Source organism: Streptomyces sp. NPDC005151 (assembly GCF_053599875.1).
Map to the genome: position 1 here is coordinate 145,753 of NZ_JBSFYR010000002.1, position 14,264 is coordinate 160,016.

Annotated in this window: 14 protein-coding genes; 10 read left to right on the plus strand and 4 right to left on the minus strand. The window is 68.9% G+C overall.

All coding sequences use genetic code 11. From position 1 onward, the window contains the following. Positions 1–43: 43 nt before the first annotated feature. The gene (locus ACWD6R_RS02180) at positions 44–715 is read right to left on the minus strand and encodes a response regulator (protein ID WP_451816936.1); all 672 of its coding nucleotides are present in this window, start codon (positions 713–715) and stop codon (positions 44–46) included. Between the two features lie 9 nt (positions 716–724). Beyond that, a complete protein-coding gene (locus ACWD6R_RS02185; RefSeq protein ID WP_451817065.1) occupies positions 725–1,570 on the minus strand; it encodes a RecB family exonuclease in 846 nt (281 codons plus the stop codon). A gap of 203 nt (positions 1,571–1,773) precedes the next feature. Here ACWD6R_RS02185 and ACWD6R_RS02190 point away from each other — a divergent pair, with 203 nt between their 5' ends. From ACWD6R_RS02190 to ACWD6R_RS02200, 3 genes are all read left to right on the plus strand, one after another. Then, the gene (locus ACWD6R_RS02190; protein ID WP_451817066.1) at positions 1,774–3,021 is read left to right on the plus strand and encodes a site-2 protease family protein; all 1,248 of its coding nucleotides are present in this window, start codon (positions 1,774–1,776) and stop codon (positions 3,019–3,021) included. Positions 3,022–3,300: 279 nt separating this feature from the next. Further along, positions 3,301–4,209, plus strand: a complete 909-nt coding sequence (locus tag ACWD6R_RS02195) for a tRNA (adenine-N1)-methyltransferase (RefSeq protein WP_037700492.1) — start codon at positions 3,301–3,303, stop codon at positions 4,207–4,209. Between the two features lie 230 nt (positions 4,210–4,439). Further along, positions 4,440–5,021, plus strand: coding sequence for a hypothetical protein (locus ACWD6R_RS02200; protein WP_451817067.1), 582 nt, complete (start codon positions 4,440–4,442; stop codon positions 5,019–5,021). 39 nt (positions 5,022–5,060) lie between these two features. Here ACWD6R_RS02200 and ACWD6R_RS02205 read toward each other — a convergent pair whose 3' ends face one another. Next, positions 5,061–5,372, minus strand: a complete 312-nt coding sequence (locus ACWD6R_RS02205) for a ferredoxin (RefSeq protein ID WP_327247296.1) — start codon at positions 5,370–5,372, stop codon at positions 5,061–5,063. 241 nt (positions 5,373–5,613) lie between these two features. Here ACWD6R_RS02205 and arc point away from each other — a divergent pair, with 241 nt between their 5' ends. The 6 genes from arc to prcA all read left to right on the plus strand — a co-directional run bounded on the left by arc (position 5,614) and on the right by prcA (position 11,771). Continuing rightward, positions 5,614–7,380 carry a proteasome ATPase gene (gene arc / locus ACWD6R_RS02210; protein WP_451816937.1) on the plus strand — a complete coding sequence of 589 codons (1,767 nt, stop codon included), beginning with the start codon at positions 5,614–5,616 and terminating at the stop codon, positions 7,378–7,380. 236 nt (positions 7,381–7,616) lie between these two features. Then, on the plus strand, positions 7,617–9,128 hold the full coding sequence (gene dop, locus ACWD6R_RS02215; protein ID WP_451816938.1) for a depupylase/deamidase Dop: 1,512 nt from the start codon (positions 7,617–7,619) through the stop codon (positions 9,126–9,128). A gap of 121 nt (positions 9,129–9,249) precedes the next feature. After that, the gene (locus ACWD6R_RS02220) at positions 9,250–9,468 is read left to right on the plus strand and encodes a ubiquitin-like protein Pup (protein WP_383753714.1); all 219 of its coding nucleotides are present in this window, start codon (positions 9,250–9,252) and stop codon (positions 9,466–9,468) included. A 5-nt stretch (positions 9,469–9,473) separates the two neighbouring features. After that, complete coding sequence (locus ACWD6R_RS02225; protein WP_451816939.1) at positions 9,474–10,079, plus strand: endonuclease VII domain-containing protein; 606 nt, start codon at positions 9,474–9,476, stop codon at positions 10,077–10,079. Then, positions 10,031–10,876, plus strand: a complete 846-nt coding sequence (gene prcB / locus ACWD6R_RS02230) for a proteasome subunit beta (protein ID WP_451816940.1) — start codon at positions 10,031–10,033, stop codon at positions 10,874–10,876. The genes ACWD6R_RS02225 and prcB overlap by 49 nt, the downstream gene beginning before the upstream one ends. A gap of 58 nt (positions 10,877–10,934) precedes the next feature. Further along, positions 10,935–11,771 carry a proteasome subunit alpha gene (gene prcA / locus ACWD6R_RS02235; RefSeq protein ID WP_451816941.1) on the plus strand — a complete coding sequence of 279 codons (837 nt, stop codon included), beginning with the start codon at positions 10,935–10,937 and terminating at the stop codon, positions 11,769–11,771. Between the two features lie 55 nt (positions 11,772–11,826). Here the strand turns inward: prcA and ACWD6R_RS02240 are convergent, their stop codons facing one another. Continuing rightward, complete coding sequence (locus tag ACWD6R_RS02240; protein WP_451816942.1) at positions 11,827–12,858, minus strand: LacI family DNA-binding transcriptional regulator; 1,032 nt, start codon at positions 12,856–12,858, stop codon at positions 11,827–11,829. 141 nt (positions 12,859–12,999) lie between these two features. On the opposite strand from ACWD6R_RS02240, the gene ACWD6R_RS02245 reads away from it, so the two are divergent. Continuing rightward, a complete protein-coding gene (locus tag ACWD6R_RS02245) occupies positions 13,000–14,259 on the plus strand; it encodes an MFS transporter (RefSeq protein WP_451816943.1) in 1,260 nt (419 codons plus the stop codon). Positions 14,260–14,264 lie beyond the last annotated feature (5 nt).

Here is a 14,264-nt window from a genome sequence, read left to right on the forward strand (position 1 = left end):
ACGGCGCCGCTCCGGCGCCCGGTCCCGGCCGAACCGTGCCGGATCACTGGGCGCCGGGGCGCACCAGTCCGCTCTCGTACGCGTACACCGCGGCCTGCACCCGGTCGCGCAGCCCCAGCTTCGTCAGCACATGGCCCACATGCGTCTTGACCGTCGTCTCGCTGACGAACAGATCGGCGGCGATCTCCGCATTCGACAGACCGCGCGCCACCAGCTTCAGCACCTCCACCTCACGCTCCGTCAGCGTGTGCAGGGTGTCCGGCACGGGATCCTCGCCCGACGGCAGATGATCCGCGTACTTGTCCAGCAGCCTGCGCGTGATGCTCGGGGCCAGCATCGCCTCGCCTGCCGCGACCACCCGGATCGCCTGCACCAGCTCAGTGGCCGGAGCGTCCTTCAGCAGGAAGCCGCTGGCACCGGCGCGCAACGCCTCCACCACGTACTCGTCGAGATCGAACGTGGTCAGCACCAGCACCTTTGCCGGGCCGTCCCGGCCCGGCCCCGTGATCTGACGCGTCGCCTCGACCCCGTCCATCCGCGGCATACGGATGTCCATCAGCACCACATCGGGCTGCAGTGCCCGCACCTGATCGAGAGCCTGGAGACCGTCACCGGCCTCGCCCACCACCGCCAGATCCCCCTCCGCCTCAAGAATCATCCGAAAGCCGGTGCGCAGCAGCGGCTGGTCGTCGACCAGTAGGACGCGGATTGCCACCAGATCTCCTCAAGCTCCTTCAACGGCCGCCGGCCGGGCGGCCTCGGCCTGGACCGGGTCCATTCTGCCCTGCACACCCTGCCCCGGAACGGCCGGGCGGACCGGCAGCGGATAGACCGGGGGAGTCCCGCCGAATTCCGGACAGACCGCCTGGTGGTCGCACCAGCCGCACAGCTTCGTCGGCCGCGGCCGCCACTCGCCCGTCTCCGTGGCCAGCCGGATCGCGTCCCACAGCGCCAGCAGCTTCCGCTCCACCCGCTCCAGATCCGCCACGACCGGGTCGTACGTCATGACGTCGCCGCTGCCCAGATAGACCAGCTGCAGCCGGCGCGGCACCACACCCTTCAGCCGCCAGATCACCAGGGCGTAGAACTTCATCTGGAACAACGCGCCCTCCGCATACTCCGGCCGCGGCGCCTTCCCCGTCTTGTAGTCGACGATCCGGACCTCGCCCGTCGGTGCCACGTCGATCCGGTCGATCACCCCGCGCAGCCGCAGCCCCGACTCCAGCTCCGTCTCGACGAACATCTCCCGCTCGGCCGGCTCCAGGCGCGTCGGATCCTCCAGCGAGAACCACCGCTCCACCAGGCTCTCCGCCTCCGACAGCCAGCGCGCCAGCCGCTCGCCCTCCGTATCCTCCGCGAACAGCTCCGACAGCTCCGGCTTCGACTCCAGCAGCCGGTCCCACTGGCCGGGAACCATCGCCGTCGCCCGGCCCGCCGTACGCTCCGCCGCCGGTGCGTCGAAGAGCCGCTCCAGCACCGCATGCACCAGCGTGCCCCGGGTAGCCGCCTCACTGGGCTTCTCCGGCAGCCTGTCGATCACCCGGAACCGGTACAGCAGAGGACACTGCATGAAATCGCTCGCCCGCGACGGCGACAGGGACGAAGGCGGCTGCGGCGGCCGGGGCACGGAAGTCATGACGAAGACCCTACGGCCCGCCACTGACACTCGCGGCCTCCCCGCGATAGGGCGGGAGGCCATGGGCGGCATACCATCGACGACAGACCCTCGCACACTGCATGATCGTGCCGAAAGGCACCGACCGAAGGGACCCCGTGGACGAGAGCGGCGACAGCGGGCAGCCGCAGCCCGGAGCCGGCGGAACGGACCCCGCCGCGCCCGAGAACGGCAAACCGCAGCGCCCCCGGGAGCCGGGCGGCGGGCTCCTGATGGGCCGCCCCTTCGGCGTGCCGGTATACGTCGCGCCCAGCTGGTTCCTTGTCGCGGCGCTCATCACCTGGGTCTTCGGCGGCCAGCTCGACCGCGTCCTGCCGGAACTCGGCGCGGTCCGCTATCTGGTCTCCCTCTTCTTCGCGATCGCCTTCTACGCCTCCGTGCTCGTCCACGAACTCGCGCACACGGTCGCCGCGCTCCGCTACAAGCTCCCCGTGCGCCGCATCCAGCTGCAGTTCTTCGGCGGCGTCTCCGAGATCGAGAAGGAGTCCGAGACTCCCGGCCGCGAATTCGTACTCGCCTTCGTCGGCCCCCTGCTCTCCCTGATACTCGCCGGCGTCTTCTATGTCGCCATGAAGTTCGTCGAACCCGGCACCGTCCCCGGCGTCCTGCTCGCCGGACTGATGATCTCCAACCTCATCGTCGCCGCCTTCAACCTGCTGCCAGGCCTCCCGCTCGACGGCGGCCGCATGCTCCGTGCCGTCGTCTGGAAGATCACCGGCCGCGCCATGAGCGGCACCGTCGCCGCCGCCTGGGTCGGGCGCGCTCTCGCCGTCGCCGTCCTCATCGGTCTCCCGCTCCTCACCCGCACCGGCGGGCTCGGGAACAACCCCGACGACGTCAGCGGCATGGACACCGTCACCAACGCCCTGCTCGCCGCGATCCTCGCCGCCATCATCTGGACCGGAGCGGGCAACAGCCTCCGCATGGCCCGCCTGCGCGAACACCTCCCCGACCTGCGCGCCCGCACCCTCACCCGCCGCGCCGTCCCCGTGGAAGCCGCCACTCCCCTCTCCGAAGCGCTCCGCCGCGCCAACGAGGCAGGTGCCCGCGCCCTCGTCGTCGTCGACGGACACGGCGACCCCAAGGCCGTCGTCCGCGAGTCCGCCATCGTCTCCGTCCCCGAACACCGCCGCCCCTGGGTCGCCGTCAGCGCCCTCGCCCAGGACCTGACCGCCGGAATGATGATCTCCGCCGAACTCACCGGCGAAGAACTCCTCGACACCCTGAAGGCCAGCCCCGCCACCGAATACCTGGTTCTCGAAGAGACCGGCGAGATCTACGGAGTCCTCTCCACCGCCGACGTCGAACGCGCCTTCGTCGCCGCCATGGCCCGCCCCGCCGCCTGAGAGCCTGTCGGGTGACCTCTGATCGGGCGGCCACGCCCTGGCACGCACGCTTCCCGCGTTGCCGAAATGCCCTAGGAGCTCCTTCCCCAAGCTCTCAGCTTCGTTCGAGCAGGGGAGACCCCATCCGAGGGCCTTACGGCGCCTTGGAATCGCACGCACCAGACCGCGTCCGCTTTCCGATCGAAGGTCACCCGACAGGCTCTGAGGGCTGTCCGGCCGGTCAGGCCGGGCTCTCCGGCGCGCGGTCGGAGCCCCTGGAAACACCGGTACGCTGGTCACATGTCTGAACCGACCGGTGCCGCCCGCCGACGCGGGCCCTTCAAGGTCGGGGACCAGGTCCAGCTCACCGACCCCAAGGGACGCCACTACACCTTCACGCTCGAAGCCGGAAAGAACTTCCACACCCACAAGGGTTCTTTCCCGCACGACGAGCTGATCGGTGCTCCCGAGGGCAGTGTGGTCCGAACCACGGGAAACGTCGCCTACCTCGCGCTGCGCCCCCTGCTCCCCGACTACGTCCTGTCCATGCCCCGCGGCGCCGCCGTGGTCTACCCCAAGGACGCGGGGCAGATCCTGGCGTTCGCCGACATTTTCCCCGGCGCCCGCGTCGTGGAAGCCGGCGTCGGCTCCGGCTCGCTCTCCACCTTCCTGCTCCGTGCCATCGGCGACCAGGGCATGCTGCACTCGTACGAGCGCCGCGAGGACTTCGCGGAGATCGCCCAGCAGAACGTCGAGCGCTACTTCGGCGAGCCACACCCGGCGTGGCAGCTCACCGTCGGCGACCTCCAGGACAACCTCTCCGACACCGATGTCGACCGGGTCATCCTCGACATGCTCGCCCCCTGGGAATGCCTGGAGGCCGTCTCCAAGGCGCTCGTCCCCGGCGGCATCCTCTGCGCCTACGTCGCGACCACCACCCAGCTCGCCCGGACCGTCGAGTCCATCCGCGAGATCGGCTGCTTCGCCGAACCGCAGCCCTGGGAATCGATGATCCGCAACTGGCACGTCGAGGGTCTCGCGGTCCGCCCGGACCACCGCATGATCGGCCACACCGGCTTCCTCGTCACCGCGCGCCGCCTGGCCGACGGTGTGGAGGCCCCGCTGCGCCGCCGCCGGCCCGCCAAGGGTGCGTACGGCGAGGACTACGACGGTCCCGGCAGCCAGAGCGGCTCCTCCTCCCGCGGCTGACCCCGCACAACGCACCGGCGCCGCCGCAGGGTTCCCGGACCGACCCGGGAACTCCGCGGCGGCGCCTATTCGTTGCCGGCGCGGGGCTGCGCACGGAATCCGAATCCGTACCGACCCCACCGTTTCACTGCCCTGTGAGGTGTGGCACGATGCTGGCCACCCCCACCTCACGGCTGACGCCCCGCCTTCCCGGCATCGCCGCACCACAGGAACCACAGGAGACATCCCGCGTGCAGACCTCCGAGCTCCCGGACCTCGCGCACACCGACACCAGGCCGATGCAGTGGCTCGTGACCGCGACCGCCATGGCCGCCGTCGTCGCGGCAGCGGGCATGCTCCAGCCCGATGCCGCCACCGCCTCGGCCTCGACCCCGCACCGCACCGCCACGCAGCACGGCACCGCGCCCGCGGCCGCCCCCGATCCGGCCCGGGCGACCTTCCCGCTGGACTGCGGGACGGTGGGGAGCACCGTCGCCAAGCAGGTCCCCGGTGACCTCGACGGCGACGACCGGCCGGAAACCGTCGCCGTGGTCCACTGCGCGGCCGGATCCGGCACCCCGCCGAGCGGTGTCTACGTCCTCACACGGGGAAGCGGGGCCGCACCCCGGGTCGTTGCGACCCTGGTGGACCCCGCCCAGGAGATGAGCATCGGCGACTTCACCGTGCGTGACGGAATCATCTCCGCCACGCTCCTCGGCTACTCCTCGCCCGAGACCCCGCGCTGCTGTCCCGACCAGCAGGAAAAGGTGACCTGGCAGTGGCGGAACGGCGCATTCGTCCGCGCCGCGCAGAGCGAAGCGAACAGCGCCTGACCGGTCACTCCCCGTACCCGGCAGGCCGGAGCCGGCGGATCAGGCTGCGTCGGGGCCGTAGACCTCGACCCTGTCCGAAACGCGACGTACATGAATGCAGTCGCCCGGGCACTCCTTGGCCGAATCGACCACGTCCTGAAGCAGCGGAAGCGGAACGGGTGTCGTCGCCCCCTTGTCCTGCAACAGCTCGTCGTCGCCGCTCTTCACGTACGCCAGACCGTCGATGTCCAGCTCGAAGACCTCGGGTGCGTACTGGACGCAGATCCCGTCTCCCGTGCAGAGGTCCTGGTCGATCCAGACCTCCAGGTCCTGCGTGTCGCTTCCGGTGGGAGCGTCCTGCTGCACGGTCATTTTTCCTGCCGTTCCCTGCGTATCCGAACCAAAAATAGCCAGCCCTGACGGGTGTTGACCGGTTCGACGATACAACCGGCCGCTTTCCGATGTTGAACGGTGGGTATTCCCCTGGCGTGAGGGAGAGCGCAAGGGTGAAGATCGGACACACCCCGCAGTCTTTGTGATCTAGGGGTTTCAATCATCACCCACCCAGGTAGGGTCAGGAAGCGTCCAGCTCCCCTTGGAGGAGGTGAGGACCGTGGCAGCCCACGACGACGACATCAACCGCGGCATCCGGCCCGGGCGGGGGTCCGAAGACCCAGCCGGCCAGGTCGCCTATCTTGAGCAGGAAATCGCCGTCCTGCGACGTAAGCTCGCCGACTCTCCGCGCCATACGAGGATTCTCGAAGAGCGGATCGTCGAGTTGCAGACGAACCTCGCAGGCGTGTCCGCACAGAACGAACGGCTCGCCAACACCCTGCGCGAGGCCCGCGACCAGATCGTGGCCCTCAAGGAGGAAGTCGACCGGCTCGCACAGCCGCCGGCCGGCTTCGGAGTCTTCCTGCAGGGCAACGAGGACGGCACCTGCGACATCTTCACCGGGGGCCGCAAGCTCCGGGTGAACGTCAGTCCCAGTGTCGAGATCGACGACCTCCGGCGCGGCCAGGAAGTCATGCTCAACGAAGCGCTCAACGTGGTCGAGGCCATGGAATTCGAGCGGGCCGGGGACATCGTCACCCTCAAGGAGATCCTCGAGGACGGCGAGCGCGCCCTGGTCATCGGGCACACCGACGAGGAACGAGTGGTACGGCTCGCCGAACCGCTCCTCGACATCAATATCCGGCCCGGCGATGCGCTCCTGCTCGAACCCAGGTCCGGTTACGTCTACGAAGTGGTCCCGAAGAGCGAGGTCGAGGAGCTCGTCCTCGAAGAGGTTCCGGACATCGACTACTCCAAGATCGGCGGCCTGGGCGACCAGATCGAGCTGATCCGGGACGCGGTCGAGCTGCCCTACCTCCACCCCGACCTTTTCAAGGAGCACGAACTGCGGCCGCCGAAGGGCATCCTGCTCTACGGTCCGCCCGGCTGCGGCAAGACACTCATCGCCAAGGCCGTCGCCAACTCCCTGGCCAAAAAGGTCGCGGAAGTCAGCGGCCAGCCCGCCGGAAAGAGCTACTTCCTCAACATCAAGGGTCCGGAGCTCCTCAACAAATATGTCGGTGAGACCGAGCGGCACATCCGTCTCGTCTTCCAGCGGGCCCGCGAAAAGGCCAGCGAGGGTACCCCCGTCATCGTCTTCTTCGACGAGATGGAGTCCCTCTTCCGCACCCGCGGATCCGGTGTCAGCTCGGACGTGGAGAACACCATCGTCCCCCAGCTGCTCGCCGAGATCGACGGCGTGGAGGGCCTGGAGAACGTCATCGTGATCGGCGCCTCCAACCGCGAGGACATGATCGACCCCGCGATCCTGCGGCCCGGCCGTCTCGATGTGAAGATCAAGATCGAGCGTCCGGACGCGGAGGCGGCGAAGGACATCTTCGCGAAGTACCTCACACCTTCTCTGCCGCTGCACGCCGACGATCTCGCCGAGCACACCGGTTCCAAGGAAGCCGCAGCTCACGCCATGATCCAGTCCGTCGTCGAGCGGATGTACACCGAGTCCGAGGAGAACCGCTTCCTCGAAGTCACGTACGCCAACGGCGACAAGGAAGTCCTGTACTTCAAGGACTTCAACTCCGGCGCGATGATCCAGAACATCGTCGACCGGGCCAAGAAGATGGCCATCAAGGCCTTCCTCGACCAGGGCCAGAAGGGCCTTCGCGTCTCCCATCTCCTCCAGGCGTGTGTGGACGAGTTCAAGGAGAACGAGGACCTTCCCAACACCACCAACCCCGACGACTGGGCCAGGATCTCCGGCAAGAAGGGCGAGCGGATCGTCTTCATCCGTACCCTTGTCACCGGAAAGCAGGGCGCAGACACCGGTCGCTCCATCGACACGGTGGCAAACACCGGGCAGTACCTGTAGAACGCAGACCGGCTGCGGATGCCCGGCCGGGCATCCGCAGCCGGTTGCTTTCCGGACAGCTCCCACGACACCGGAGCAATGACGTAATTGATCTCCCCACCAGCGCAGAGGCGCTCTAGGCTCTTCCGTACCGCCCAGTCGCGCAGTGCGGGGACGGGCACCGCACACGCACCGGACAAGCAGCGGTACTTGAGCGCCGATCCCGGAAGGGAACGCCGCCGGGCAAGGAGGGCCGCATGACCGTACGGCGAGTAATGGGCATCGAGACGGAGTACGGCATCTCCGTGCCCGGACACCCCAACGCCAATGCCATGCTCACCTCGTCCCAGATCGTCAACGCCTACGCGGCGGCGATGCACCGGGCGCGACGCGCCCGCTGGGACTTCGAGGAGGAGAATCCGCTGCGCGACGCGCGAGGCTTCGACCTCGCCCGCGAAACCGCCGACTCCAGCCAGCTCACCGACGAGGACATCGGCCTCGCCAATGTCATCCTCACCAACGGTGCCCGGCTCTACGTCGACCACGCACACCCCGAGTACAGCTCGCCGGAGATCACCAACCCGCGGGACGCCGTCCTCTGGGACAAGGCCGGCGAACGCGTCATGGCCGAGGCCGCCGAGCGCGCGGCCCAGCTCCCCGGCGCCCAGCCCATCCACCTCTACAAGAACAACACCGACAACAAGGGCGCCTCGTACGGCACGCATGAGAACTACCTGATGAAGCGGGAGACCCCGTTCTCCGACATCGTGCGCCACCTGACCCCGTTCTTCGTCTCCCGCCAGGTCGTCACCGGCGCGGGCCGCGTGGGAATCGGCCAGGACGGCCACGAGCACGGCTTCCAGATCAGCCAGCGGGCGGACTACTTCGAGGTCGAGGTCGGCCTCGAAACGACCCTCAAGCGCCCCATCATCAACACCCGCGACGAACCCCACGCCGACGCCGAGAAGTACCGCCGTCTCCATGTGATCATCGGCGACGCGAATCTGTCGGAGATCTCCACCTATCTCAAGCTCGGCACCACGGCGCTCGTCCTGTCCATGATCGAGGACGGCTTCATCAACGTCGATCTGGCCGTCGACCAGCCGGTGCGCACCCTGCACCAGGTCTCCCACGACCCGACCCTGCAGCATCTGATCACGCTCCGCAGCGGCCGGTCACTCACTGCGGTGCAGCTCCAGATGGAGTACTTCGAGCTGGGCCGCAAATACGTCGAGGAGCGGTACGGGGCGGACGCCGACGAGCAGACCAAGGACATCCTGATCCGCTGGGAGGACACCCTCAACCGGCTGGAGAACGATCCGATGAGCCTGTCGGGCGAGCTCGACTGGATCGCCAAGCGGGAGCTCATGGAGGGCTACCGCCGCCGCGACGGCCTGGACTGGGACGCGGCCCGGCTGCACCTGGTGGACCTCCAGTACGCCGATGTGAGGCCCGAGAAGGGCCTCTACAACCGTCTCGCGGCCCGCGGGAAGATGAAACGCCTGCTGGACGAGCGCGAGGTCGAGGAGGCCCGTACGAAGCCCCCTGAGGACACCAGGGCGTACTTCCGCGGTCGCTGCCTGGAGCAGTACGCGGACGACGTCGCCGCGGCCTCCTGGGACTCGGTCATCTTCGATCTGCCGGGCCATGACTCGCTGCAGCGGGTCCCCACCCTGGAACCGCTCCGGGGGACCCGTAGCCACGTCAAGGAGCTCCTGGACCGCTGTCGCACGGCGGAAGAGCTGGTGCGGGTGCTGTCCGGCGGCTGAAACGGCCGCCGACTGGGAATCATCGAGATGGTCCCCGGGCGTTGTAGAGAACTACCGGGCCAATGTCGGACCTCGTAGGTAGGGTCTGATCAAGTGCTTCGAACCGAGCGGGGTGAGCTACATGGCGACCAAGGACACCGGCGGCGGACAGCAGAAGGCGACGCGCTCCACCGAGGAGGTCGAGGAGCAGGCGCAGGACGCGCAGGCTTCGGAAGACCTCAAGGAGCGGCAGGAGAAACTGTCGGACGATGTGGACGACGTTCTGGACGAGATCGACGACGTACTCGAGGCTAACGCCGAGGATTTCGTTCGTTCATTTGTGCAAAAAGGCGGACAGTAGCGGACATGTCCGACTCGTTTGCGGTGAAGCGGTGCACGGGTTGTGAGCGCAAGCTCCCGCTCGCCTCGTTCGCTGGTGACAAGAACCGCGCCGACCGTCTCCAAGTGCGGTGCCGGGAGTGCGTAGCGGAGTACGGAGCCGCGCGCTACCGGCGCCGCCGGGAGGCACAGGGCAAGACAGTGCGGGAGCGTGTGGAGGTCCCGCAAGGGCACAAAGAATGTCGGACGTGCGGTGAAGTGAAGCCGCACAGCGAATGGCACCGCAACTCGACTGCCTCCGACGGCCTGTCGACACGCTGCAAAGCGTGCAGGGCCGCTCAGGGGCGTGCGGGCCATCTCAAGCGTCAGTACGGCATGACCGAAGTCGAGCGCGACGAGATGATCTCGTCGCAGATGGGCATCTGCACGATCTGTCTGGCTGCCCCCGCCGTGCATGTTGATCACTGTCACGAGACGGGTAAGGTCCGGGGCGTACTGTGCTTCAACTGCAATTCGGCCATCGGCAAGTTGGGAGATGATCCTGACGCCTTGCGCAGGGCCATCGCTTACCTGGAGGGAAACGCGTGGAAGCCAACACTCGTAGCACCGGGCGTCTACCAGCTGCCTTCCTGACGCCGGGATCCTCTTCGTTCATGGACTTCCTGTCCGACCATTCTCCCGAGATGCTCCCGGGCAACCGGCAGCTGCCGCCGCTGCAGGGGGCGATCGAGGCGCCGCACGGGACGACCATCGTCGCCGCGACGTTCCCCGGTGGCGTGGTGCTCGCCGGTGACCGGCGGGCGACCATGGGCAACATGATCGCGCAGCGCGACATCGAGAAGGTCTTCCCGGCCGATGAGTACTCGGCGGTGGGCATCGCCGGTACGGCCGGGCTCGCCGTGGAGATGGTCAAGCTCTTCCAGCTGGAACTGGAACACTTCGAGAAGGTCGAGGGGGCCCAGCTCTCCCTGGAGGGCAAGGCGAACCGGCTCTCCACGATGATCCGCAGCAATCTGGGCATGGCCATGCAGGGCCTCGCCGTGGTTCCGCTCTTCGCCGGCTTCGACGTCGACCGCGAGAAGGGCCGGATCTTCTCGTACGACGTCACCGGTGGCCGCTCCGAGGAGAAGGGCTACGCGTCCACCGGCTCCGGGTCGATCTTCGCCCGCGGGTCGATGAAGAAGCTCTACCGCGAGGACCTGACGGAGCAGGAGGCGCTCACCCTGGTCGTGCAGGCGCTGTACGACGCCGCGGACGACGACTCGGCGACCGGCGGGCCCGATGTGGCCCGGCGGATCTATCCGATCGTCACCGTCATCACCGACGAGGGCTTCCGGAGGCTTGCCGATGCGGAATCCTCCGACATCGCGCGGTCGATCCTGGAGCGCCGGATGGAACAGCCCGACGGCCCGCGCGCCGCGCTGCTCTGATCCGGATCCCGGGGCCTCTTCGATGCACTCGTCACTGACAGAAAGGGACGGATAGCCGGTGTCGACGCCGTTCTATGTCTCACCTCAGCAGGCCATGGCCGACCGGGCGGAATACGCCCGGAAGGGCATTGCCCGTGGTCGCAGCCTGGTTGTGCTGCAGTACGCCGACGGCATTGTGTTCGTCGGCGAGAACCCGTCCCGTGCGCTGCACAAGTTCAGCGAGATCTATGACCGGATCGGTTTCGCCGCCGCCGGTAAGTACAACGAGTACGAGAATCTGCGCATCGGCGGCGTCCGTTACGCCGATCTCCGCGGATATACCTACGACCGCGACGATGTGACGGCTCGTGGGCTGGCCAACGTCTATGCGCAGACCCTGGGCACCATTTTCTCCAGTGCGGCGGAGAAGCCGTACGAGGTGGAGCTGGTGGTCGCCGAGGTGGGCGTCGAGCCCGAGGGCGATCAGATCTACCGGCTGCCGCACGACGGCTCGATCGTGGACGAGCACGGTTCGGTCGCGGTGGGCGGCAATGCGGAACAGATCAGCACGTTCCTGGATCAGCGCCACCGTGACGGAATGACGCTGGCGGAGGCGCTCAAGCTGGCTGTGCAGGCACTGTCCCGTGATCCCAATGGGAGCGAGCGGGAGATTCCCGCGGAGCGGCTCGAGGTGGCGGTCCTGGACCGTACGCGGCCTCAGCAGCGGAAGTTCAAGCGGATCGTCGGGCGGCAGCTGGCGAGGCTGCTGGAGGCCGACGGCGGGGCCACGCCGACGGATGCCCCGTCGGACCTGGAGGACGGCGAGGGGGGCGAGGCTCCCACCGATGTCACGAAGTCGTCGGGGGCTGCCGAGTCCGCGGAGCCGCCGGCGTCCCCGGAGTCGTCGGAGGGGTAGCCCTGCCGGATGTTCCCGTGCCCCGGTCCGCCGTTCGCGGTGGGCCGGGGCATCGTCATGAACGGGGTGGCGGGGGCCCGGAGGAGCCGCGGACGACCAAGTGCACCGGCAGGCTGCCTGGTTCGGCCGGGCAGCCGTCGAGCACGGACAGGAGGGCGGTCATTCCGCGCTCGCCGACCTGCTCGGCGGGGAGCTGAACGGTGGTGAGTTCGGGTTCGACGGCGGTCGCCAGAGCCAGGTCGTCGAAGCCGGTGACGGAGAGGTCGTCGGGGACCCGCAGGCCGAGCCGGCGGGCGGCCTTGCAGGCGCCCGCGGCGAGGATGTCGTCGTCGCAGATGATCGCGGTCGGCCGGGGGCCGGGGGCGGCCAGAGCGTGTTCCGTGGCTTCCCGGCCGGCCCGTACGTCGAGCGCTGCCGGGACGGTCCGTACGGAGGTGCCGGGCACGCCCCGCAGGGTGTCGCGGACGGCCCCGGCGCGCACGGCGAAGGTCCAGGAGTCGATGGCCGACGCCAGGTGCAGGAAGCGGCGGTGGCCGAGGGTGAGGAGATGGTCCGTCACCTGCCGCATGCCGTCGGCGATGTCGAGGTTGACCCGGGCCGCGACGCCGGTGTCCGCGGGGTCGCTGTCCAGCATGACCAGAGGCAGGTCGGCGCCGCGCAGGGCGTCGAGGGCGTCGGCGGCCATGGACGAGGCGATGACCCCGTCGAGGGCGGCGCGGGCGGAGGCGAAGGGGTCCCTGGCCGGACCCGTGCCGTCGGGGGAGGGGTAGAGGACGACCCCGAAGTCGTGTTCGGCGGCGACGGCGGCGGCGCCGGTGTAGACACGCGCGAAGAATTCGTTGGTGAGCGCCGGGACGACCAGCAGCGCGGTCCTGGTGCGGCCGAGGCGGAGGCTGCGGGCGGCGAGATTGGGCCGGTAGCCGAGGTCCTGGGTGGCGGCGCGGACGCGCGCGGCAGTCGCCTCGGAGACCCTGCCGCGCCATTTGCCGCCGAGGACGAGCGAGACGGTGGCCTGGGAGACGCCTGCGGCCCGCGCGACGTCGCGGCTGGTGGGCCGGGCCGGGGCGGGCTGGGATGCGCTGGTCACGGGGGCCTCCGGGCTGGGTGGGTGCGGTGCTGGTGCGGGCGGTGAGGTGGACCTGAGGACAGGGCACATGGTACGTATGAAGCTCGACGTTATACGTAAAACCACAGGTGTCCGGAAGGCGCCCGGCGGAGAGGGGCGGACATGGCCGCGGGATATCTGGACATCCTCCGGGCGCGGCATGCCGTACGGCTGCTGATCGGCACGCTGGTGGGACGGCTGCCGAGCGGCACCGCCCACATCGCGATCGTCCTGTTCACCCGGGCCGAGGGCGGCAGCTACACCCTCGCGGGGGCGCTCGCGGCGGTGTACGGCCTCGCCACGGCGGTCGGGCAGCCCCTGCTGGGCCGGGCGGTGGACCTGTACGGCCAGCCGCGCGTCCAGCTCCCCGCGTCCGTCGTCTCCGCGCTGGGCATGTCCCTGCTGGCCCTGGTGGGCCTCGGATCGCTTCCGCTGGCGTACGGGGCCGTGATCGTGGGAGGGGTGTTCACACCGCCGCTGGAGGGCGGTCTGCGGGCGCTGTGGCCGACGGTCCTGGGGAGCGAGGACCGGGTGCACCGGGCGTACGCCATGGACGCCGTGGCCCAGGAGGTCATGTTCACCGTGGGCCCGCTGCTGGTGATGGTGCTGGTCTCGCTCCGGTCGCCCGCCGCCGCGCTGCTCGTCATCAACACGATAGGAGTGCTGGGCGCGCTCTCCGTGGTGGTGTCGGAGCCCTCCCGCACCTGGCGCTCGGCGCCCCGCGAGGCGCACTGGCTGGGTGCGCTGCGCTCGCCGGGGCTGCTGGCGCTTCTCGGTTCCTTTTTCTTCGTCGGGGTCGCGCTGGGCTCGATCACGGTGGCCGGCGTCGCGTACGCCGACGACCACGGCCGGGAGGCGGTCTACGGCTGGCTGATGGCCGCGCTCGGTCTCGGTGCGCTGATCGGCGGGGCGGTGTACGGGGCACGTCAGTGGGCCGGAGCGCCGGAGCGCCGGCTGCGGGTCATCGTCGCGCTGCTGGCCCTCGGCTATCTGCCGCTGATGCTGACACCGGATGTAGTGGCGATGACCGCCCTGGCCGCGCTCGCCGGGGTGTTCCTGGCGCCGGCGATCGCGTGTTCGTTCATCGTGGTGGACCGGCATGCTCCGCGGGGCACGGTGACGGAGGCATTCTCGTGGCTCGTGACGACGTTCGGGGTGGGCGCGGCGGCGGGAACGGCCCTGGCGGGCCCGGCCGTCGAGCTGGGCGGTACGGCGTGGAGCTTCGCCGTCGCGGGGGCCGGTGGAGTGGCCGCACTGATGGTTCTGCTGGCGACGGGAAGGGTCCTCGCAGTTCCCGGGCGTACGGACGTTTCCGTGCAGGGATCGGAAAATGATCGAAGCGGTGCTGTCCAACCCGGTTTCAGCTCGGGCCATCAGGCGTAATGTTC